The 22,626-nt window shown below is 55.7% G+C and carries 13 protein-coding genes; 6 read left to right on the top strand and 7 right to left on the bottom strand.

Going from position 1 to position 22,626, the window contains the following annotated elements:
- Nucleotide 1: 1 nt before the first annotated feature.
- A complete protein-coding gene (locus QGM61_RS13455) occupies nt 2–1,498 on the bottom strand; it encodes a carboxylesterase/lipase family protein (RefSeq protein WP_281133259.1) in 1,497 nt (498 codons plus the stop codon).
- A 146-nt stretch (nt 1,499–1,644) separates the two neighbouring features.
- On the opposite strand from QGM61_RS13455, the gene uvrA reads away from it, so the two are divergent.
- The 3 genes from uvrA to QGM61_RS13440 all read left to right on the top strand — a co-directional run bounded on the left by uvrA (nt 1,645) and on the right by QGM61_RS13440 (nt 9,792).
- Complete coding sequence (gene uvrA / locus QGM61_RS13450; protein ID WP_281133258.1) at nt 1,645–7,356, top strand: excinuclease ABC subunit UvrA; 5,712 nt, start codon at nt 1,645–1,647, stop codon at nt 7,354–7,356.
- Between the two features lie 145 nt (nt 7,357–7,501).
- Nucleotides 7,502–8,956: a D-alanyl-D-alanine carboxypeptidase/D-alanyl-D-alanine-endopeptidase gene (gene dacB, locus QGM61_RS13445; RefSeq protein ID WP_281133257.1), complete on the top strand. Its 1,455-nt coding sequence runs from the start codon at nt 7,502–7,504 to the stop codon at nt 8,954–8,956.
- Between the two features lie 71 nt (nt 8,957–9,027).
- Nucleotides 9,028–9,792, top strand: a complete 765-nt coding sequence (locus QGM61_RS13440; protein WP_281133256.1) for a hypothetical protein — start codon at nt 9,028–9,030, stop codon at nt 9,790–9,792.
- Between the two features lie 598 nt (nt 9,793–10,390).
- Here QGM61_RS13440 and pstB read toward each other — a convergent pair.
- From pstB to QGM61_RS13415, 5 genes are all read right to left on the bottom strand, one after another.
- Nucleotides 10,391–11,263 (bottom strand): phosphate ABC transporter ATP-binding protein PstB, encoded by an 873-nt coding sequence (gene pstB / locus QGM61_RS13435; protein WP_237134556.1) that lies wholly within the window; start codon nt 11,261–11,263, stop codon nt 10,391–10,393.
- Between the two features lie 65 nt (nt 11,264–11,328).
- On the bottom strand, nt 11,329–12,996 hold the full coding sequence (gene pstA, locus QGM61_RS13430; protein ID WP_281133255.1) for a phosphate ABC transporter permease PstA: 1,668 nt from the start codon (nt 12,994–12,996) through the stop codon (nt 11,329–11,331).
- A gap of 42 nt (nt 12,997–13,038) precedes the next feature.
- The gene (locus QGM61_RS13425; protein ID WP_281133254.1) at nt 13,039–15,336 is read right to left on the bottom strand and encodes an ABC transporter permease subunit; all 2,298 of its coding nucleotides are present in this window, start codon (nt 15,334–15,336) and stop codon (nt 13,039–13,041) included.
- 142 nt (nt 15,337–15,478) lie between these two features.
- Nucleotides 15,479–16,471 carry a PstS family phosphate ABC transporter substrate-binding protein gene (locus QGM61_RS13420; protein WP_237134559.1) on the bottom strand — a complete coding sequence of 331 codons (993 nt, stop codon included), beginning with the start codon at nt 16,469–16,471 and terminating at the stop codon, nt 15,479–15,481.
- Nucleotides 16,472–16,574: 103 nt separating this feature from the next.
- Nucleotides 16,575–18,239: a Na/Pi cotransporter family protein gene (locus tag QGM61_RS13415; protein ID WP_237134560.1), complete on the bottom strand. Its 1,665-nt coding sequence runs from the start codon at nt 18,237–18,239 to the stop codon at nt 16,575–16,577.
- A 129-nt stretch (nt 18,240–18,368) separates the two neighbouring features.
- Between QGM61_RS13415 and QGM61_RS13410 the strand changes: the two genes are divergently transcribed.
- Nucleotides 18,369–19,988: a sensor histidine kinase gene (locus QGM61_RS13410; RefSeq protein ID WP_237134561.1), complete on the top strand. Its 1,620-nt coding sequence runs from the start codon at nt 18,369–18,371 to the stop codon at nt 19,986–19,988.
- Nucleotides 19,989–20,014: 26 nt separating this feature from the next.
- Here the strand turns inward: QGM61_RS13410 and purU are convergent, their stop codons facing one another.
- Nucleotides 20,015–20,884: a formyltetrahydrofolate deformylase gene (gene purU / locus QGM61_RS13405; protein WP_237134562.1), complete on the bottom strand. Its 870-nt coding sequence runs from the start codon at nt 20,882–20,884 to the stop codon at nt 20,015–20,017.
- A gap of 163 nt (nt 20,885–21,047) precedes the next feature.
- Here purU and QGM61_RS13400 point away from each other — a divergent pair, with 163 nt between their 5' ends.
- Both QGM61_RS13400 and QGM61_RS13395 read left to right on the top strand, forming a co-directional pair.
- Nucleotides 21,048–22,088, top strand: a complete 1,041-nt coding sequence (locus QGM61_RS13400) for a hypothetical protein (protein ID WP_237134563.1) — start codon at nt 21,048–21,050, stop codon at nt 22,086–22,088.
- A gap of 103 nt (nt 22,089–22,191) precedes the next feature.
- Nucleotides 22,192–22,599 carry a hypothetical protein gene (locus QGM61_RS13395; RefSeq protein WP_281133253.1) on the top strand — a complete coding sequence of 136 codons (408 nt, stop codon included), beginning with the start codon at nt 22,192–22,194 and terminating at the stop codon, nt 22,597–22,599.
- Nucleotides 22,600–22,626 lie beyond the last annotated feature (27 nt).

Here is a 22,626-nt window from a genome sequence, read left to right as displayed (position 1 = left end):
ATCATTCCTCATAGCGAGGACGGCGCTGATTACTCCCCGCCCTTACCCAGCCGGTTTTAACAATGGGTTTGATACCGATATCGAGATACTGATCGTTGTTATCCAGGCGCGGCCAGCGCCAGGATTTTCCAAGCCGCTCGAAAGCCGCCTCATCCAGATTGGGATCGCCGGTTTCAGCAAACTGTACCAGCATAGACATAAACGCTTCGGAGACCCAGTCGTCTCGATAATCCAGTCCCGGATCCGCCGGTATATCCTGACGCGGACCAGGCCGAAACAGGTTGCCGTAGTGGCCCGCTATGTTTTCCAGTACACCGAACAGATAACTGACATCTCCACCGTGATACGCCAGTCCGCCGTTGCTGCCCCAGCCGTATGGCAAATGCGTAAACACATAGGCGTAGACGTCACTAAGAGGTTCAACGGCCGGTGTCAGGGCTCTGGCAATATACGGAGGCGAGGTATCAGGTTCTTTTTCGCTGCCCATCAGCCCCAGAATGATTGGCACATCATGTTGCGCAGCAAGTCCCTGGAGTGACCAGTTGTCCAATGTAAACACCGAGCGGTATCGCCCTTCGCGGCTGGCTGCGGTGGTGACCAGGTCCTGCCAGCTTGTTGCCCGCATGCGCTCGAGGGTCTGCTCGCTGCTGTCAATGCCAATCCTGCTGAGCAGATCCACCCCGGCCTGCTCGGTCCGTTCAAGCGGCACATTCGCTATGCCACCACTCATGACCAGCGCACGATGGAACAGGCCTTCTGCCAATGGAGAGGCCATCAGGAACAGGACCTTTTCACCGCCGCCCGATACGCCGGCAATGGTGACCCGATCAGGATCGCCACCAAAGGCGGAAATATTGTTTTGCACCCATTGCAACGCCGCTATGGTATCCAGACTGCCGTAGTTACCAGACACACCCAGTGGCGATTCCGCTGATAATGCCGGGTGTGAGAAGTAGCCCAGCGGCCCCAGGCGATGGTTGACGGACACCACCACGACGCCCTTGCGAGGCAAAGGTGAGCTGTTGGGCGCATGGGAGTTCCCCCAGCCCGAGGTCAGACTGCCCCCATGAAACCACACCAGCACCGGCTGACGGGCTTCCGGCGACTGCGCTGCCGAGGTGACATTCAGGTACAGGCAGTCCTCACTCATGCCGGACTCCTGAATCCTGTCATTGCCACGACCAGAGGGAAAATTCTGTGCACACATCGCACTGAAAGTGGTCGCATCGCGATCGCCCTGCCAGGCGGCCGCAGCTTGCGGAGGACGCCAACGCAGCTCGCCGACAGGTGGTGCCGCATAGGGAATACCACGATAGCTCATGACATCTTCGTGGACACCGGTACCATCCTGGGTCGGCAACGCCATACCTGTCACGGCGCCTTTGTCCGTCAGGATTCGTTCCGGAAGTGCCGCCTGCACCGGCAGCGACTTTATTAAAAACAGGGGCAACAACAGTATCAGGGCGCGCCCGTTTGAAAGAATTGTTTTGCTCATCATGTGATTCTACCTTGAACCGGGCACTTGTCCGAGGGCATAGTGACCTAAACGCGGTCGTCATATTTAGCCTGAAAACGCTGGATGGACACAATCGCAGCAATACTGTATAAATTCACAGTTTCTCACTTAATCCAGACCCGATTTCCATGCCCAAAACTGACTCCAAGTCCGCCAGACACAAATCACCGGTGATTGATTCGATTGTCCTGCGCGGTGCCCGCCAGAATAACCTGAAGAACTTAAGCCTGGAGCTGCCGGTCAACAAACTGATTGTGATCACTGGCGTCAGCGGTTCGGGTAAGTCCACACTGGCTTTCGATACTATCTACGCCGAAGGCCAGCGCCGCTATGTGGAGACTTTCTCTGCCTATGCGCGGCAGTTTCTGGATCGCATGGACAAACCGGCTGTCGACAGCATAGAAGGCATTCCACCTGCAATTGCCATCGATCAGACCAATCCGGTGCGCACCTCACGCTCTACTGTCGGCACGATGACCGAGCTGAACGATTATCTCAAGCTGGTGTTTGCACGGCTGTCACATCTGCACTGCCCAGGTTGCGGGCGCGAGGTCAAACGAGACTCTACACAAAGCATAGTTGCCGAACTGCAGGCCAGCCTGCCCGCCGAGACCAGGCTGCATGTCTGCTTCCCGGCATCGGTGCCCCATAATTTCAGTGAACAGGAAGTGCGCCAGTGGCTGAACCAGCAGGGTTACACCCGCATTCAGGCCAGTCACGAGAGTAAGGTACATGTAGTGCAGGATCGTCTGCGGCTGCGTAGTGACAATCTGGCTCGCCTGGCCGAAGCGGTAGAAACAGCATTGCATCATGGCAGCGGACATGTGCTGGTTTACGCCGAACCCGAGCAGCCTGAGCAACAGATCAAAGCGTTCTCCAGCCACCTGCACTGCCCGGACTGCGAACGCGAGTTCAGCGATGCAGGCGCCGGTGCATTCTCGTTCAACTCACCAATAGGTGCCTGTGAGACCTGCCGCGGATTTGGTCGCATCATTGACGTGGATTTTGACCTGGTCATCCCCGATCACAACAAAACGCTGCGTGAAGGCGCCATCAAAATCTGGCAGAGCAAGAGCTTTCTGGAATGTCAGTTTGACCTGGAGAAACTCGCCCGCAAGCGCGGCATTCCGCTGGATACCCCCTGGCGGGAGATGACTGCTGCCGACCGGAATTGGGTACTGGAAGGCGAAGGAGACTGGGCAAAAGATGTCTGGTACGGCGTTCGGCGCTTTTTTGCCTGGCTGGAAAGCCGTGCCTACAAGATGCACGTGCGCGTGCTTCTGTCACGTTACCGTGCCTATACCGAGTGCCATGCCTGCCACGGCGCGCGTCTGAAACCTGAGTCATTGTGGTGGCGCCTGCATCAGCAGCCGCAGGCGGCCGGAGAAACCGGGATTCCTGACAATAGCTACACCATCAATGAGCTTATGCAGTTCCCATTACAGGACTGTGCTGACTTTTTCGAGAAACTGCGACTGCCCGGCAAGCTGGATGCGGCCACCGAACTGTTGATCGGGGAGATCCGGTCCCGCCTGGGATATCTGCTCGATGTTGGACTGGGATACCTGACGCTTGATCGTCAATCACGCACACTCAGTGGCGGCGAGGTACAACGTATCAACCTGACAACGGCGCTGGGCACATCGCTGGTCAATACATTGTTTGTGCTGGATGAACCCAGCATCGGGCTGCACACTCGCGACATGCAGCGCATGGTCGGGATACTGCATCGCCTGCGTGACGCCGGCAACTCCCTGATCGTTGTTGAACACGACCCACAGGTCATGCTGGCCGCCGACCTGATCATCGACATCGGACCCGGACCGGGCAAGCGTGGCGGTGAAGTACGGTTTATGGGTACACCGGCACAGTTGCTCAAACACAAAGATTCACTGACAGCAAAGTACCTGAGCAGCGAGTTGCTGGTGGCCGAAGCAGCTGATGAGCCCCTCGACGCGGTTGCTGAGCCTGCTGCAGTGTACGATTTTAAAAAACGCGTCAGCTCTGGGCAACAAGGTTCAACACTTCCTCTAATCTGTATTCGCGGCGCACGTGAGAACAATCTCAAGGGCGTTGATGTTGACATTCCCCTGCGTGGCCTGGTCTGCCTGACCGGTGTCAGCGGCTCTGGCAAATCGACCCTGATGCGCGACATTCTGTACCGCGGTCTTTGTCGTGAATTTGGTATTGCCACCGAAGCACCGGGTGTGCACGACAGTCTGAGCGGTTATGAACACATCAGTAACATTGTGTTTGTCGATCAAAGCCCGCTGGGCAAGACCACACGTTCAATCCCGGCCACGTATGTCGGTGCGTTTGACGTTATTCGCAAACGTTTTGTTGATCAGCCTCTGGCACGCGAGCGCGGATACAAACCCGGCATTTTCAGTTTTAACTCAGGCAATGGTCGCTGTCCGGTCTGCGCTGGCAATGGTTTTGAACATGTGGAGATGCAGTTCCTCAGCGATGTCTACCTGCGCTGCAGCGAATGTAATGGCAAACGCTATCGCCGGGAAATTCTCGAGGTGACACTGCTGGACCCGCATGACAGTCGCCGTGCCCTGTCCATTGCCGATGTGCTGGAATTGACAGTTGAAGAAGCACTGGCGTTTTTTGACGGTGATGCCGAGGTGCAGAACTGCCTGCAGCCACTACTTGATGTCGGACTGCACTACCTGCAACTGGGCCAGGCGGTACCAACGCTCAGTGGTGGTGAATCACAGCGCCTGAAACTGGCCGGACATCTGGCCCAAGTTAGTCACAAAAAGCTTAGTAACAAAAAGCCTGCGAGCAAAACGGTTGCCGGCAAGAAACCCTCTGGAAACAAGACATCAGAAAAAGGCATTCTGTTCCTGTTTGACGAGCCCACCACCGGGCTGCATTTCCACGATATCCATGTGTTGCTGAAAGCGTTTCGCAAACTGCTGGACGCAGGCCATTCACTGCTGATCATTGAGCACAATCTGGACGTAATCCGTGCAGCAGACTGGCTGATAGAGATTGGCCCGGAAGGTGGCGCTGAGGGTGGGCAGCTGATTGCTGCGGACACACCGAAACAGTTCATAGCCAGCGGTAAAGGCCATACAGCTCATGCGCTGAGAGACTACGAAGCCGAGTTAAAACGCAATCAGGGTAGCGGCAAAAAGCGAAGCACTGCCTTAAAAACACTATCGGGCACATCAAGCACCAGTAAACGCGTCAAGCCAGTACAGGCGATCCAGATTCACCATGCCCGCGAACACAACCTGAAGAATATTGACGTCAGCCTGCCATGGAATCAATTCACGGTCATCACCGGCGTCAGCGGTAGTGGCAAGAGCACACTGGCGTTTGATCTTGTATTTGCTGAAGGCCAGCGCCGATATCTGGAATCTCTGAATGCATACGCCAGGCAGTTTGTACAGCCAGCAAGTAAACCTGATGTGGATGCCATCCATGGCATCCCGCCTACTGTTGCCATTGAACAACGCACCAGCCGTGGCGGTCGTAAGAGTACTGTGGCCACACTGACCGAGATTTATCACTTCCTGCGCCTGGTGTTTGTCAAGCTGGGCACACAATACTGCCCGGATTGTGATGTACCCATAGAACCTCAGAGTCAGGACATGATTCTGTCACGGCTTCAGTCCGAATGGCAGGGGCGTCAGGTCACCCTGCTGGCCCCGGTTGTGGTCGGGCGAAAGGGTTTATACAAGGAACTGGCTGCCTGGGCCGCCAACAAGGGTTACACCCATCTGCGCGCCGACGGCAAGATACTGCCCAGTAACGACTGGCCCGTCCTGGATCGCTACAAGGAACACGACATCGAAGTCGTGATAGGCGACTGCGCTGTCGACAAGAAAAACGAAGCTGAATTAAACCGCCTGATCGGTGAAGCGCTGGCCGTTGGCAATGGTCTGTTGAGCGTCACCGAAGTGACAACCGGAAAGCGTCGCAAGAAGGTCAAGGCCGATGCCCTGTTTTCGACGCGACGCGCCTGCCCTGGCTGTGGCAGCAGCTTTGATGACCTGGATCCCCGACTGTTCTCGTTTAATTCCCGGCATGGCTGGTGCACATCCTGCTTTGGCACCGGCGAACAACTGGCCGATTTTAATGAAGAGCTGACTGGTGAAGAAGAAAACTTCCTGGACAAAGACGACAATGCGCAACCCGCCAAAGTCTGCCGCAGCTGTAACGGCAGCCGTCTGAACCCGACTGCGCTGGCGGTACGATTCCAGAACCAGAGTATTGCTGAACTGACACGGCTGTCCGTCGATGCGGCTGCCACCCACATTGGCAAAATCAAACTGGATACCAAGCAGCTGGCCATCGCCCGTGACATACTGCCCGAGCTCAATGGTCGATTGCACTTTCTGCAGAAAGTCGGACTGGGGTATTTAAGCCTTGATCGTGCCGCGCCCACGCTCAGTGGTGGCGAGGCTCAGCGAATCCGGCTGGCCTCACAGCTGGGCTCCAACCTGCAGGGCGTCTGTTACATTCTGGATGAACCCACTATCGGTCTGCATGCCCGCGACAATGCCCTGCTGATCGCGACGCTGCGCGAACTGCAGCAACACGGCAATACCGTAATTGTTGTTGAGCACGATGATGCCACCATGGCCGAAGCGGACCACCTGATCGATGTCGGCCCGGGCGCTGGTGTCAATGGCGGTGAGATTGTGGCAACCGGCACGCTCGATCAGCTCAAGAAGAATAAAAAGTCGCTGACCGGGCAGTTTCTGGCCAATCCCATGCGCCACCCGTTGCCTGATCTGCGCGATGACACGCTGCGTCAGCAGCAGGAAAAAGAAACACTACAGATACGCGGCGCCAGTCAGAACAACCTGCGGAATGTCGACATCGATATCCCACTGCGACAACTGGTGGTGGTCAGTGGCGTCAGTGGTGGTGGCAAGAGCACACTGATTCGTGGTGTTCTGTATGACAACCTGCGTGATCTGGTAATCGCCAACAATAAACGCGGCAAGGCCAAAGGAAGTAAACGCAAGAGCAGCTGGCAGGGCTGCGAATCCATTGACGGCTGGCAGGGTATCAACAGCGTGCTGCAGGTGGATCAGACGCCGATTGGCAAGACACCGCGCTCTTGCCCTGCAAGTTATATCGGCATCTGGGACACAATCCGCAAACTGTTCGCTGACACTGTCGATGCCAGACTGCGCGGCTACCTGCCAGGCCGTTTTTCATTCAATGTTTCCGGCGGGCGCTGCGAGACCTGCAGCGGCAATGGCATGCAGAAGATCGAGATGAATTTCCTGCCCGATGTGCGCGTGGACTGCGAAGCCTGTGGTGGCTGGCGATTCAATGATGAAACACTGTCGGTGCAATACAAGGGCAAACATATCGGCGAAGTACTGGCCATGAATGTTGACGAGGCCGTCGACTTTTTTGAGTCAGTACCGTCCGTGCATCACCCTCTGAAGCTGCTACAGGATGTTGGCGTGGGCTATCTGACCCTGGGCCAACAGAGTCCGACACTCAGCGGCGGAGAGGCCCAGCGCATCAAACTGGTCGCCGAGCTGGCCAAGGCCAAACCACACCTGAGTCTGCGCGGCAGCAAGCCGCCGCACAAGCTCTATGTGCTGGACGAACCGACCGTCGGCCTGCACATGGCCGATGTCGAAAAGCTATTGCGCGTGCTGCACCGCCTGGTTGACGCAGGCAATTCGGTAATTGTCATCGAGCACAACCTGGACATGATTGCCGAGGCCGACTGGGTCATTGACATGGGACCGGAAGGCGGCGACAAAGGCGGCAAGGTGGTAGCGCAGGGCAGACCTGAGAAAGTGGCTCGCAGCAAGCGATCGCATACCGGCCGCTACCTGGCGGAAATGCCGCTTTAATCGCATTGACTAAGTCATTGGCGCAGCTGGGCAATACCGCCCCTGCGCCACCGTTGGAGCTCACGCGATTTTCAGCATACACTGTCCGGACAGACGAGCTTCTATTCCTGAACGGCGACCATTTTTTGATATGAAACTTTGCTCAATGATTAGCTCTATAAAACATGCCACAGCAAAGCTGTCGCTACTGAGCCTGCTGACCATACTTACCTTTACATCGCACGCGCAGCCAACCGAACTGCCTGGCCCGGTGCGCGTCGTCGTTGATGGTCACCAGTTCCCCAGCGATGCCTACGCACTACTGGTCCAGGAAATCGGCAGCGACACGCCGCTATTGTCTGTCAATGCAGAGCTGCCGCTGAATCCGGCATCAACCATCAAGACACTGACAACGCTGGCGGCACTGGACATACTGGGACCCACTTACACCTGGCGCACTGAACTCTACGCGCTGGGTGCCATATCTGACGGCACGCTTAATGGCGACCTGCTGCTGCGTGGCGGTGGCGATCCCTTCCTGGTTGAAGAGCACTTCCGCAGCATGCTGAAGACACTGCAACGTCGCGGCGTTCAACACATCTCCGGTGACCTGCTGATCGATGCCTCACTTTATCATCCTTCTGTATCACAGGAAGAGAGCCTGGATGCACAATCCAATCGCGCCTATAACGTGCTCCCACATGCCGCCATCACCAACTTCCAGGCCGTGACGTTTTATTTTTATCCTGCTGCCAACGGCCGGGACGTGCGTGTCAAGGCCGACCCACCCCTTCCCGGACTGAACATCGACAATCGCCTGCGTTTGCAGGCGGGTGCCTGTACCGGGTTTCAACGCGGCATCAGTTTCAGTGAGGATCGCAGCAACCAGACAGTGATATTCAGTGGCACGTTTCCGTCGCGATGCGATGAATATGCGATGACACGCGCGGTGATGGATGCGCCCACGTATACCTACGAACTGTTTAGGCAGCTCTGGGCCGAGCTGGGCGGCACATTGGCCGGCAGTTATCGACTGTCGGAACTGCCATCGACCGAATCACCACCTGCGGCAGAGCCTTTGGTGGTCTGGCAGTCACCACCACTTGGGGATGTCGTCACATCCATCAACAAGTACAGCAATAACACGATGACCCGGCAACTGTTGCTGACATTGGGGCTTCATCACAGCGCCCCGCCTGGCACAGTCGACAAAGGCATCGCTGCCATTAACGACTACCTGGATAAGCTGCAAATCGACCGCAGCACACTGAGCATTGCGAACGGTTCCGGTCTCTCCCGCGACACGAGGCTGTCGGCCAGGCTGCTGGCTGACCTGATGCTGCATGCATGGCAGCAGCCCATCATGCCTGAGTTCATCGCCTCGCTCCCATTGGCCGGCCTGGACGGCACCATGCGGGACAGACTGTCCGATGAGTCTGCCACCGGAAGAATTCACGTGAAGACAGGTTCACTTAACGGCGTCGCCGGAGTCACCGGCTACGTGCTGGGCGCGTCGGGTAAACGTTATGTGGTCGCAGCACTGGTAAATCACCCGGGCGCCGACCGGGGCACTGGCCAGGAACTCGGGGACGCTCTGTTGCGATGGGCAGGCCAACAGTAGTAGCCTGCATCGGGAACTGAAACTCGAAAGGCAGGTCAAACTCAGCTGTTTCCCCGCATTCGGCCAGTTTTATGGATGATCGCCAACTCCCCACGCTGCAGCTCCCCGACATCGGGTCGAGTGGCGATCAGGATTGGGATTTTGATGAGCGCAACGACAGATTATCAGTCGTCAGAGACCGTCGCTTTCTGGGATTGCTACTGATCAGTGTCTGTCTGCACGCAACACTTATAGGTCTGTCATTGCGCTTCGGCCTGAACCCATCATCGATTCCAGAGACCGAATCTTTCAACCGCATTCAGATCACGCTTGTAGCGCCTGGGCCTGAACAACAGGCAGCGGTCGAGCCTCAAGCGACCATCCCGGAGTCTGCCGAAGCTGCCCCAGTGGAGCAGCCGACAGAACAAATTGCATCAGAGCCAACACCACTAGCTCCAGCTGCGGAACCACCAGCAACGATTGAAGTTGTCGAATCCGTACCAAGCATCAGCGAGCCCGAGCCCTCAGATGCACCCAGACTGCTGGCACCCACCATGCCGGACATTCGCCGCGCAGTGCAGCGCAGCGAAGCCATTCGATATAACAACAACATCGACTGCGATACACGGCAGCGCTTCAGCGAACTGATCGACTGCGGTGATGAAGATCCGAACTACGATTTCGCCAGCGCCGAACAACACCCCGCCGCCCTGCTGTTCGCAATACCACTGCCGACCGAGCCCGTTGAAACCGGTGAGGAGTTCAGCGAATCGCGAGCGCGTGTGCAGGACAACATCAATGTCGTTGACAGCACCCTCAGCTCAACCCGCACCCGCCGCGCCGTGATGGGTCAGTAACCCACTCCCTTGAATCGCAGAATACACGCTGGCTGCTTGTCGCTTCCGGCATCAGGATTACATTCTTACCAGGACGGTCCGGGAAGTGGGTATCAGATCTCGCCCGGATCGCATACTTTCACCTGTCGCCCGGCGGGGCGGAACTCGACCTCGCACGCTACGCGTGCTCGGGACTCAGACAGTCCTCCCGCTGATCGGGCGACAGGCAAAAGTATAAACGCGACCTGATTGGGCTCAATTCTGATACCCACCTCCCTCCCCTTGTGCCAGCGTCAACCCTAGACGCACTGAACCAGAACCCGGCGCCGGAAGTGGCAATACGGCCTAATCGATGTGCCGGAAGTGGCGGGAAAGGGAGCGACGAAAACTTGAGGAGGACCTTCCCGCTGATTCCGGCGCCGGACGCACTGAACCAGAACACGGCGCCGGAAGCGGCAATACGGCCTAATCGATGTGCCGGAAGTGGCAACACGGTCTAATCGAGGCGCCGGGGATAAGGGGGCAAGGAGCGACGAAAACCTGAGGAGGACTGCCCCCTTAGTTCCGGTGCCGGAAGCGTTGAACCCGATTCCGGTGCCAGACGCATTGAACGCTTCGGTTAACCGTAGCGACCGGTGATGTAGTCCTCAGTCTGCTTCTTGCTCGGGTTCGTAAACAGCGTATCCGTATCACCAAACTCAATCAGCTTACCCATATACATAAACGCAGTGTAATCAGAGACACGTGCCGCCTGTTGCATGTTGTGGGTAACAATGATGATGGTGTACTGGTGCTTCAGCTCGTTGATCAGCTCTTCGATCTTCAGCGTTGAAATCGGGTCCAGCGCCGAGGCCGGTTCGTCCAGCAGAATGACTTCCGGCTCGATGGCAATGGCGCGGGCAATAACCAGACGCTGTTGCTGACCACCTGACATGCCGAATGCGTTATCCTGCAGACGGTCTTTGACCTCGTCCCAGAGTGCTGCCGCACGAAGGGACTTCTCGACAACTTCGTCCAGCACACGGCGTGACTTCACACCCTGCAGTCTCAGGCCGTAGGCAACATTCTCATAGATTGATTTCGGGAATGGGTTCGGCTTCTGGAATACCATACCGACGCTGCGGCGCAGATCGGCCACATCCACATCGCGGTCGTAGATATTCTTGTCGTCCATGCGAATCTCGCCTTCGATACGGCAGATATCAACGAGATCGTTCATACGGTTGAAACAGCGCAACAGCGTCGATTTACCGCAGCCTGAGGGCCCGATAAAAGCGGTTACTCGCTTTTCCGGAATGGTCAGATTGATATTGTGCAGCGCCTGGTCATTGCCGTAATAAAGATTGAGGTTGTCGACTGTGATCTTCGGCGTTTCCTCCTCGATCGCATAGGATTCGCGCTCGGTCACTGAACGCGCGGATGCTGCAGACACAGTTGGCCGTTCCGTACGATTAATGCTGCTATCGGCGGTGCCTGGGTTTTCTGCTGTCATGTTTGTAGATCCTGTCATCTTTGAATCGGGTTGGCCGTGGTATACATTGCTACGCATAGGACTGCTTAGTCACCAGCACTGCGGTAACGCTCACGCAGATGGTTGCGGATACTGATCGCAGTGAGGTTCAGAATCACAATCAACATTACCAGTATCAACGCAGTGGCATAAACCAGTGGTCTGGCAGCTTCTACGTTGGGGCTCTGGAAACCCACATCATAAATATGGAAACCCAGGTGCATGATCTTACGTTCCAGGTGAATGAACGGGAACGTGCCATCAATCGGCAGTGTCGGTGCCAGTTTGACCACGCCTACCAGCATCAAAGGTGCCACTTCACCCGCAGCACGTGCGATTGCCAGAATCAGACCAGTCATCATCGCAGGCGTGGCCAATGGCACGATCACCTTCCAGAGCGTCTCTGATTTGGTCGCACCCAGTGCAAGGCTACCCTGGCGAATGGTGCTCGGAATACGCGACAACCCTTCTTCTGTGGAGACTATCACGATGGGCAGGGTCAGCAGCGCCAGCGTCAGCGATGCCCAGAACAGGCCTGGTGTGCCAAAGGTTGGTGCGGGCAATGATGCCTCGTAGAATAACTGGTCAATGTTGCCGCCCAGAAAGTAGACAAAAAAGCCCAGACCGAATACGCCATAAACAATGGACGGCACACCGGCGAGGTTATACACAGAGATACGGATGATGCGCGTCATGGTGCCCTGCTTGGCGTATTCGCGCAGATAAATCGCTGCCAGAATGCCAAACGGTGTCACGATGATAGACATCACCATGACCATGGTGACGGTGCCAAAGATGGCAGGGAATATACCCCCTTCAGTGTTGGCTTCACGCGGCTCGTCGGTCATGAACTCCCACAGGCGTTCAACATACTGCACTGACTTCTGGAACACCGACATGGTGTTGGGTGCAGTCACACGCATGATGTGAGCAAAAGAAATATTGACCTCATTGCCCTGACTGGTCTGCATGCGCAGTGTGTCACGCTCGGTAGAGTCGTAAAGCGCGTCCAGTTCCTGACGCAGCAATGCATATTCGGCTTCCAGCTGGGAACGACCGGTGGCGATTCGCGCGCGCTCCAGAGCTTCCATTTCTGGCGAGAGCGGATTCAGTTCAAGCGTGCGTTCATCCAGGCGAAGTCGCTCAAGTGCAGTATTGATGCGACCGATCTCTCCACGTTCCAGCTCATGGATTCGATCATAGATCTGCAGACTGCGATCAATGGCTGCCTGCAGTGATGACCAGAATGCATCATCTGATGGCGTGCTGACAACATTACCATCCTGCAGCAGGGCAACAGGTGTCCCGTAAAAATTACCCCATTCGCGACGTTCGACTACAAATATATTGTCCGGGTACTGCCAGGGTTCCATGTACAGGTCGAGATGCCAGACGAAATCCTGGCCAGTCTGGTCACGATTACCCACCTTGATAAGGTGACGAACAACCAGCTCTTCCGATTCCGGTACCACTTCACCAGAGTCTCTTGCAACTGCGGCGGGAACGGTCTGACTGCGAACAAGCTCACCAATCAATTCCCGTCGCTCGCCATCGGCGCCGACCATGGCGATTTGCGCAACATCCGCCGGCCAGAAGTGTCCAAAGCCCCGGATGGCGATCAGACCAATCAGGCCAACCACCATGATCATACACAGGGACACGGCACCGGCGTTCAGCCAGATCCACGGTGAGCCACTTTTAAACCACTGTTTCATGCAATTGTCTCTCAGTCGTCGTTCAGCCAGACCAGCGCGCGCTTACAGATTGCTGTAACGATGCCGCAGCCGCTGTCGAATTATTTCTGCCAGTGTATTTACTACAAAGGTAAGCGCCAGCAGAACCAGTGCTGCCAGGAACAACACCCTGAAGTGAGAGGACCCCACCGCGGTTTCCGGAAGCTCCACTGCTATATTGGCAGACAGTGTGCGCATGCCTTCAAAGATATTGAAGTTCACCACCGGGCTGTTGCCGGTTGCCATCAGCACAATCATGGTTTCACCAACAGCGCGGCCAAAACCCATCATCACGGCGGAAAAGATACCGGGGCTGGCAGTCGGCAGCACGACGCCGACCACAGTCTGCCAACGCGTGGCTCCAAGCGCCAGTGACCCCTGGGTCAGGTGCTTGGGTACTGTAAAGACGGCATCTTCAGCAATCGAAAAGATGGTGGGGATGACGGCAAAGCCCATGGCAATCCCCACAATAAGAGCATTGCGCTGATCATAGTTGATACCAATATTGGTAAACCACTGACGCATGCTGCCGCCGAACATCCAGACTTCCACCCAGGGGCTGGCAGCCAGACAAAGGTATCCAAAAATCAGGATAACCGGCACCAGCAGCGCTGCTTCCCAGCCTTCAGGAACCCGACTGCGGATGTTGACAGGCAATCTGGACCAGGCGTAGGCGAAAACCAGCAACATGACCGGCATCAGGAAAAGTATACTGAACACCGCCGGCAGATTGCTTTCCACAAATGGCGCCAGCCACAAACCAGCCAGAAAACCCAAAATGACGGTGGGCAGTGCTTCCATGATTTCAATACTGGGTTTGACCACTCCACGTAGCTTGGGCGTCATGAAGTAAGCGGTATAGATGGCCCCTGCGATACCCAGCGGCATGGCAAACAGCATCGCGTAGAATGCAGCCTTCAGTGTTCCAAGACTCAAAGGCACCAGACTGAACTTGGATTCGAACTCATCAGAACCAGAAGACGACTGCCAGATGAACTCCGGATCTTCACGTCCCTCATACCAGACCCGGTTCCACATGGCTGCCCAGGACAGTTGTGGATGTTCATTCCACAGCTCGGCTTCGGTGACCGTGCCCTGCTCGTCCATGTAGAGAACGCGTTGATTGATCTGGGAAACAGCAACATGAGTCAGGGGTACATCTGAAAATTCGTCGAGCAGCAATGTTCGCGACGAGGTTCCGTAGTGAATGCCTATCTGGCCGGCACGATCGACAGCAATGAATCCCTTACGTGTGTGTTCCGGGGCGATGGCGGTAATTTCCGCTCCATGGGAGTCAAAGCGCCGAATCTCTTCAAGCCGAAAATTGTTCTGCTCATTGCGGACCAGAAACCATTGACTCAATTCACCGCTCTCGGTACCCAGAATCAGCGACACCGTGCCAACCAGAAATGCCGCCGCTGTAATACGCTCACCGTTTCCTGCATCAACTGTCTGCACCAGTCGTGCCGCTGTTGGTGTGGAAATATCATAGTAGTGAACACTACCGGTGGTATCGATGACAAAGAGATTGCGCAGTGACTTATCCAGCAGCAGTTGTTGTGGCGTTGCAGGCAGGTCAGGCAACTCATAGGTCACTGACGATATCTGCACCTGTCCGGTCAACAGGTTGTTGCGGGAACTCACCGAGGTGAGCAGCATGCGCCCGTCACGGGTGTAGGCCGCCAGTGCACTGGCCGTGACGCCACGGGTATTGGTCTCCACTGCAACCAGATCCAGTGGCTGCCCTTCGGTATCAACCGTAAGGGGCTGCTGCCCCAGTGGGTAAGCCAGTCGCGGTGTCAAAACACGCTCGTCTACCGGGAAACTGATATCGAACTGATGCTGAACGACCTGAGCCTGGCCGTTACTGAGACCGTACACATGCATATTGGAAATGGGCTCGGCGGCGTAGAAGCTGGTTGCTTGCGCGCCATCTGGCAATGGCACGGCAAAACGCTGAAGGGTTGCTCCCGTGTCAGAATCGAAAAAGACTACCTCAGCATCATCGGTGTATTGCACACCCATGGTTTGATAACGTTCCAGCAACAGTTGACGTGTTTCAGCCTCGGATACCGCAGGTTGATAACTAGCACCTGCATCGACGGTGGCACCGCGAAATATCGGCGCTACCTCGTAAAACAGGTATATGAAGATGGTAGCCAGTGCCAGAACGACACCATAACCCGCCGCCGTAATGCCCCACTTGGACAGCTTGTCACGACGTGCACGCCGTTGACGCATGAGCTGGCGTTGTTCCGCGCCGGGCAACAGACTGACCCTGGGTTTGTCGGGAGTTGGGATATCCGGGGCAAGATCAGACATGAGTGAACGCGGTCCTGTGCAGGTGGTCTGTAAAGGCTCTGATTCTTATTTAAGCAATGCCCGGCTGAACGATTCAGCCAGGCATTTATTCAACGGCGCGCAGTCTACGACAGTATTGTGACCGTTTTATGACAAAACTGTCTTATTCGATTCCCAGCTCAGCCAGGTAACGATCTGCTACTGCGGCAGGCAGTGTCACGAAGCCATCGCGATCAACAATTTCCTGGCCTTGCTTGCTATAGACCATCTTGATGAACTCGCGGGTCAGGGGATCCAGCTCGCGATTCGGGTGTTTGTTGATGTAGATAAACAGGTAGCGCGCCAGCGGGTAATCACCAGTCGCGGCGTTGTCTGGCGTCGGCTCAAAAGCCTGGCCACCGTGACTTGCAGCGATCGGCAGAGCGCGCACACCCGAGGTACGATAACCGATGCCGGAGTAACCGATACCGTTGATAGATTCGCTGATACCCTGCACTACAGATGAGGAACCGGGCTGCTCATTGATGCTGGACTTGAAGTCACCGCCGCACATGGCGTTGTCCTTGAAGAAACCGTAGGTGCCTGATACCGCGTTACGGCTGTACAGTGCAAAATCACGGTTCGCCCAGGCGTCGCCCAGACCCAGTTGTCCCCAACGGGTGATATCTTCAGCAAAGCCACAACGACGGGTCGCAGAGAAAATAGCGTCGATCTGCGGCAGGCTCAATGATTCGATGGGGTTATCCCGGTTAACAAAAACCGCCAGCATGTCGACTGCAACCGGCAACTCTGTCGGCCGATAGCCGTGCTGTGCTTCGAACTCCTGAATCTCGGACTGACGCATACCACGGCTCATTGGAGCCAGCATGGCAGTGCCCTGTGTCAGAGCGGGCGGTGCAGTGGAAGAGCCAGCACCCTGAATCTGCACGTTAACATTAGGGTAGTAGGTGTTGAAAGCCTCTGCCCACAGCGTCATCAGGTTGTTCAGGGTATCTGAACCGATGCTCGACAGATTGCCAGACACGCCTGAGGCGCGTTCGTAATCCGACAGAGCAGGATCTACATCGGCCAACAGCGATGCTGAGAATGTCGCGGTACCAGCAAATGCGACAACAGCAAACAGTTTTTTCAGTGGGGCAAATTTCAGAGGGGTCATACGTCAATTCTCCGTTCCGTTGTGGATTCGAATCCAACAAATTTCGGTCTCGGACTATACCGACTGCTTATGACAATTATGTGACAGCATTGTTACGCAGTGATCACTTTCCAGCCTGATCACTACCAGCAAGCTGCGTTTCATCCCGGCCGGATTTACGGACTTCCGGCAGCGACTGCGCCAGCTCCCGCATGCGGCTGGCAATGCGCGTTACACGCTCGGCCACTCGCAGCAGAATGCGCAGATTATCAATCGCAGGGTTCAGACTTGCAACCGGAAGTTGCCGATTGGCCCCAGCCTCCAGCAACTCTGTCTTGAGCGCCCGCCACTGCTCGCGCAGCGACTGATAACGCGCTTCCATGTCGCTGACATCAAAACCTGGCAGTTGTGGATCACAGTACTCAATCATGGCGACGACCGCCTTTTGATAGTCGATCACCTGGTCACGCATGACGCCCTTCAGCAAAACCTTTACATCCTCATGGTGCTCGACGTTTTCCTGTGCCTGCGCCACCGCTTCATCAATATATCCGGCAATGCGCAACACCTGCGGCAACTGACGCGCAATATCAGAATGCAGGCGGTCTGTTTCCAGCCGTGTCACAGCCATCTCCACGGCCTGGGCCAATTGCCGCAGACCGTCATGTTGGTCCTGCAGCGACTCCAGGTCCTTGGCCTGATGACTGGCTGCCATCGCCGCGTGTTGTCGGGTCAGGGCAGCCATACGCTGCAGTTCAAGTAAAAACGCGTCCATGGCCAGGCTGGGTGAAGCGATCACGTTTCGGTCAAGATACTGAGGCCTTCCGAGTTGTTCCACAAAGTTTGTAAAACGTCTCGCCAGCCAGTTGCTGAATCGTCCACTCAGGGGTTGCTGCAGAATGACGCCCAGGGTATTGAATACGGTGTGAAACAGCGCAACTGCCATGGCCGGGTTGCCTGACAGGCTGCCGCCTGAATTAAACGCCATGATCGCCAGTGGCAACAACGCCAGTCCCACCATGGCATTAAAGCTGTTGATCAACACATGACTGGCAGCAACCCGTTTCGCATTGGGTGTGGCGCCGATCACCGCAAGCGCCGAAGTGGAAGTCGTGCCCACAGTAGCCCCGATGGTGGCGGCCGCCGCCTCCGGGAACTGAATCAGACCACCTGCCATTGCTGTCAGCGCCAGAGCAATTGCGGCGCCAGAGGATTGTGTCAGCACGGTGGTTACCAGCCCAATCAGCACAAACATTGCTATGCCCATCAGCCCCTGGGGACGCAGGGACTCGAGGTCGATGCTGGCAGACACATTTTCGAAAGCATCACCCAGAAAATCGACCCCGATAAAAAACAGGCCGAAGCCTGCCACCGCCTCCCCTACTGCGCCCAGCCGTCTGCTGGGTCCAAAAAGGCGCATCATCATGCCCAGCCCCACCATCGGCAGCGCAAAGCTGGCAATATTCAGATCAAAACCAACAATCGACACCAGCCAGCCCATCATGGTGGTTCCGATGGTAGCCCCGAGAATAATGCTCATCGCCTGTTTGAGACCCAGCAGCCCGGCATTGACAAAGCCTATGGTGGCAATTGTCACTGCGCTGGATGACAACACCACACTGGTCAGCAGAAATCCCGATGCTATACCTCTGACTGGTGTCCGCGTCGAACGCGCCAGGATATCTCGCAAGGCCCGTCCTGCCGCCAGCTTAAGACCATCCGTAATCATCGACACGGCCAACAGGAAAATACCCAGGCCGCCCAGCAATGTCCCTAGTGTCACCAACATCCTATCGTTATCCCTGTCTCAGTATGGCGCCAACTGTGGTCACCAGTGTACTCGCTGCCATCCGGGAATTGCCAGCCTCGCCCCTACTGGTATAGATTGGAAGGCCGGGCTGACGTCTTCAAGGCACTTATGTCCAGATACGATCTGTGGAACCTCTTCCTTTGCGCGGTGCTCCTGCTCACCGGGCTGGCGATTTCATCTCTGGCCGCCTGGCAGGTATCCACCAACGACCAGCGTCTCTGGCAGCTGCAGTCTGTAACCAATGCCGAACGCCTGAGTGCCGAACTCAGATTCCGGATTCTCGCTAATCGCGAACCACTGATAGCCATCGCAAGCCTTTACTCCGGTTCCGACGACGTTACCCAAAGCGAACTTGTTGCTGCGCATGAACTTATCCTAGAGACAACGGATAACCAGATCGCCCATTCCGTTGCATTCGTCACAAACCAAAACGGAGACTATCTGGCCGAGCAGGCAAACGGCGAGCTGGCACTGCTGCCAACTCGCGCCAGCAGCCCGCTGGACACGCAGTTGCGGGCAGCTGTCGACGCAGCCAGGATGATGCCTGGCGCTGTGGTGATTCATGCTCCGATACGGAAAGATGGCGACAGCTATCTGCCAATGGTGCTGACTGCCAGCAACGGCGACACTGGCGGTGTATTGATGCTTTTGCTGGACTTCAGTCGACTGCTGTCTATTGTCATGAGTGATGTACTGAACGGTCACACAACCGTCAACATCTACCACCCACTGACGCCAGGTGTGAATCACGCCAATCTGCCGCCGCTGAGTACCGAGGCTGAAAATCGACATACTGTGCGTGTACCAGTCGGCCTGGATATCTGGCAACTGGAATGGCTGTTTGACGCCGATCAGGCACCTGACATTGATATCAGCCAGGCTTATCTTGTGCTCTTTGGCGGTATATTGATAAGTATGCTCTTAAGCCTGGTTTTCTACACCCTTTTGCAGCAAAGAGCAGTGGTCAATCAGCAAATATCGCAGCGTACTGAAGAGCTCAGACAGACACAGCACCAGTTGTTGCAGAAAGAAAAAATGGCAGCCCTGGGACAACTGGTCAGCGGTGTTACCCAGGGACTCGACAGGCCGATCAACCAGATACGGGAAACAGTCACAGAGCTGGAGCAGCGCCTGGCCGGTGACTCAAAAACAGGCAGCGCACTGACCGCGCTTGACCAGAATGTGCGACGGGCCATAGTGATACTGAATGGGTTTCAGCGCATTGCCAGTGACCAGAGCACTGAACAAAGACGCAGTTTCAATCTGCTTGAAGCGATAGAGGAACTGGCAGAAACGCTGGGGCCGGGGCTGCAGACCAATAAGCTTAAATTGCAGCTTGATGTACCGGGCAATATCATACTGGACAGCTATCCGGGCGCGCTTTATCAGGTGCTCAGTGCCTTGATAGGCAATGCATTGGTCCACGCCTATCCCCCCGGACACAAGGCTGAAGGCATCCTGTCTCTGTCCGCAGAGCTGCAACGCCAGTCAGTGAGCCTGCGCTTTGCCGACGATGGTGTCGGCATTCCTGCAGAAATGCACAATCGCATTTTCGAGCCGTTTTTCACCACGCAGGCAGCCGCTGGCAGCGGCCTGGGGCTTCATATCGCTTACACGCGAGTTGTAGATTTGCTGGGCGGCTCTATCTGCCTTATCCCCAGCGAAACGGGTAGCTGCTTTGAAATTATTCTGCCGCTGTCGGCGCCCATGCGGGCCGACGGACATTAAACCTGCCAGCCTGGAAAGCCTGCTGCCTATTTGAACACGACGGTCTTGTTGCCGTTGACGATAATGCGATGCTCGCAGTGCCACTTTACTGCGCGGGCAAATGCCGCACACTCTGCATCCCTGCCGATCTGCATCAATTCATCAATGTCGAAATTGTGATCAATGCGTTCAACCGCCTGTTCAATGATTGGACCTTCATCCAGTTCGGTGGTGACGTAGTGTGCCGTCGCGCCGATTATCTTGACGCCTCGCATATAAGCCTGACGATATGGATTGGCACCTTTAAATCCGGGCAAAAACGAGTGATGAATATTGATGGCCCGACCCGCCATGGCCTCGCACATGGTTGGTGAGAGAATCTGCATGTAGCGCGCCAGCGCCAGCAGATCAACCGACTTGTCGCGGATGATGTCGAGAATCGCGGCTTCCTGCTGCTGCTTTGTTTCAGCGGTCACAGGCAGGTGATAATAATCAAGGCCATACCACTCGGTGATGCCCCGCATGTCATCGTGATTGGATACCACACCCACCACGTCTGCCGGCAGTGCCCCGCTGCTCCAGCGATGCAGCATATCGATCAGGCAGTGCCCGTGCTGGGAAACAGCCAGCAGGACTCTGGGCCGCTTTCTGAGGTCGAAAAAACTCCATTGCATGTCGAACCGGGCGGCAAGCTCGGAAAAGTCTTCATCAAGCTTTTCTGATGACGGCAGATCTACCTCGACCTCTTCGAATTCAACACGCATGAAGAAGCGATCAATGACAGGATCTCGATGCTGTGCTGCCTCGCTGATTGTTGCCCCCCGCTGATAGAGGAAATCACTGACGGCACGCACTATGCCATTGGCTTCGGGGCAGGAAACTGTCAATACGTATTTGTGGCGGTCATCTATGCTCATCTTGCTCAAATCTACTCGTTTTCGGGGCAGCCGCGAATAGTAGCATTTTTTGCAGACGATGAAACTTACCCCGTTTTCCGCCCCCTTTTCAGGGGGTGCCGGCAATCAGTGCGATTCCTTACGCTATGTCGTCACTACACTTAGGAATTCTGGAGTTAACGTAATGAAGCTGTTCAACCGATCTCTCGTCGCCGCGGCCATGCTGCTTAGTGGCAGTGCCGCCTTGGCTCAGACTGCTGCCACTATCCCCGCGTCCATGCAGGGCACCTACAATGTCACATTCGGCTCCGCACAGCCGGGCGCGCCATTGACCAACGGCACCACGGCCACCATGGTCATCGCTCCGGGCGGCGCCATCTGCATCGCCGAGTACCTGTTCTCTAATCCAGTGCAGGCAGACAACTCCACTGCAGAAGCTGTCTACACCTCAGCAGCGCTGGGTCTGAAACTGCGCCTGTCCAACATTCAGAGCGGCAGCTTCAACGAACTCAACGTCATGTCATCTTCTGACGCTTTCCTGGGTCAGCTGAGTGGTTCCAAAGTCAGCAACGAAACCAGCTGCGCCATGCTGGGTGGCACACCACCCGACATGAGCACGATTGCCGATATCTTCAAATATGCCGAACAGGCCTATGCATCGCTATTCCCGAACGCCCAAGTGGATAACACTTTTGAGATTATCGACGGATTTATTGCCCGCAGCTATGCCTCAACAGGCACTTATATTGGCATACGCAACGGCACTGTTTATGTGCTCGGCGGCGAATTTGGCAATCAGCCAGTCACAATCGGTACCGTCGCTAACACACGTGCACAACTGATCTCTACGGTGACTGGTGAGCCTGTGACGCCGGTTGAAGAACCCAAAGTTGACATTCCCTCAGGTGATTACAAACTGACCATCTCCGGTGTTGTTGGTGCCACCGTGTTTGGTGTTACCACATCATCAAATTTTGGTCTGACCATCGACTCTATTGAAGCCCCTGACTCAACCACGGTCGAGGAACTTGAGAAGGATGTCAAGGATGCCTTTAAGGAAGTCGAGAACGTGGATGTTGCAACGTTTACTGACTTCCAGATCAGCGAAATCAGCGTTGGCGACAACCGTGTCTTCTTCCGTGCGCAGTTCAAGGCAACCACCACGTCATCGGGAGTCACTGTTAACCAGTCCTACAACATCACTTACGAGTACTTGAAAAAGTAAGTGTATCGGGGCTTGTCAAAAAGGCTGCGGCATCCACCGCAGCCTTTTTTTATGCCTTGTCGCACGCTATGCTTGCGGTCTGTTGTCAATCAGGACGCAAGACATGACTCGCACATTTATATATCACCGACACGTGACTGCATTGATATTGCTGACCCTGAGCAGCCTTGGCATCGCTGACGAAGGCCTGCCATCGCTGGAAGGCCGCTGGCAGGGAGAGCTTGTTGCGGCGCGCTATCAGCCGATACCGCTGATACTGACCATCACCACCTCGGCAGATGACCAGTACACCGGCGCCCTGGACATCCCCTCGCAGTTTCAGGCCGGTGTGCCGGTTAATCCATTCTCGCCCCGCGGAAACAATATTACGCTTAGGGTCCCAGCTCTTCAGGTTGAATTCTATGGCAACCTGGTTCTGAATGATGCTGGCACCGAAGTACTTGCGATTGAGGGGGACTGGAGCCAGTCTGGCGAATATGTCCCGCTTCGCCTGACACCAGCAGCAGACTGATACCAAAGCAAACCGAGACGTTTGAGG

Origin of the sequence: Pseudohongiella sp. SYSU M77423 (genome assembly GCF_029911965.1) — a bacterium.
In the GTDB taxonomy this organism is placed as follows: Bacteria; Pseudomonadota; Gammaproteobacteria; order Pseudomonadales; family Pseudohongiellaceae; genus Pseudohongiella.
Note: the sequence above shows the minus strand (reverse complement) of the source record. Positions and strands in the feature narration are given on the sequence as shown.

What these genes read in the sequence shown, in the direction of transcription:
- QGM61_RS13440 (WP_281133256.1), top strand. Translation starts at nt 9,028, where the DNA reads ATGGATGATCGCCAACTCCCCACGCTGCAGCTCCCCGACATCGGGTCG.
- QGM61_RS13400 (WP_237134563.1), top strand. Translation starts at nt 21,048, where the DNA reads ATGAAGCTGTTCAACCGATCTCTCGTCGCCGCGGCCATGCTGCTTAGT.
- dacB (WP_281133257.1), top strand. Translation starts at nt 7,502, where the DNA reads ATGATTAGCTCTATAAAACATGCCACAGCAAAGCTGTCGCTACTGAGC.
- QGM61_RS13395 (WP_281133253.1), top strand. Translation starts at nt 22,192, where the DNA reads ATGACTCGCACATTTATATATCACCGACACGTGACTGCATTGATATTG.
- QGM61_RS13455 (WP_281133259.1), bottom strand. Translation starts at nt 1,498, where the DNA reads ATGATGAGCAAAACAATTCTTTCAAACGGGCGCGCCCTGATACTGTTG.
- pstB (WP_237134556.1), bottom strand. Translation starts at nt 11,263, where the DNA reads ATGACAGCAGAAAACCCAGGCACCGCCGATAGCAGCATTAATCGTACG.
- QGM61_RS13425 (WP_281133254.1), bottom strand. Translation starts at nt 15,336, where the DNA reads ATGTCTGATCTTGCCCCGGATATCCCAACTCCCGACAAACCCAGGGTC.
- uvrA (WP_281133258.1), top strand. Translation starts at nt 1,645, where the DNA reads ATGCCCAAAACTGACTCCAAGTCCGCCAGACACAAATCACCGGTGATT.
- QGM61_RS13420 (WP_237134559.1), bottom strand. Translation starts at nt 16,471, where the DNA reads ATGACCCCTCTGAAATTTGCCCCACTGAAAAAACTGTTTGCTGTTGTC.
- QGM61_RS13415 (WP_237134560.1), bottom strand. Translation starts at nt 18,239, where the DNA reads ATGTTGGTGACACTAGGGACATTGCTGGGCGGCCTGGGTATTTTCCTG.
- QGM61_RS13410 (WP_237134561.1), top strand. Translation starts at nt 18,369, where the DNA reads ATGTCCAGATACGATCTGTGGAACCTCTTCCTTTGCGCGGTGCTCCTG.
- pstA (WP_281133255.1), bottom strand. Translation starts at nt 12,996, where the DNA reads ATGAAACAGTGGTTTAAAAGTGGCTCACCGTGGATCTGGCTGAACGCC.
- purU (WP_237134562.1), bottom strand. Translation starts at nt 20,884, where the DNA reads ATGAGCATAGATGACCGCCACAAATACGTATTGACAGTTTCCTGCCCC.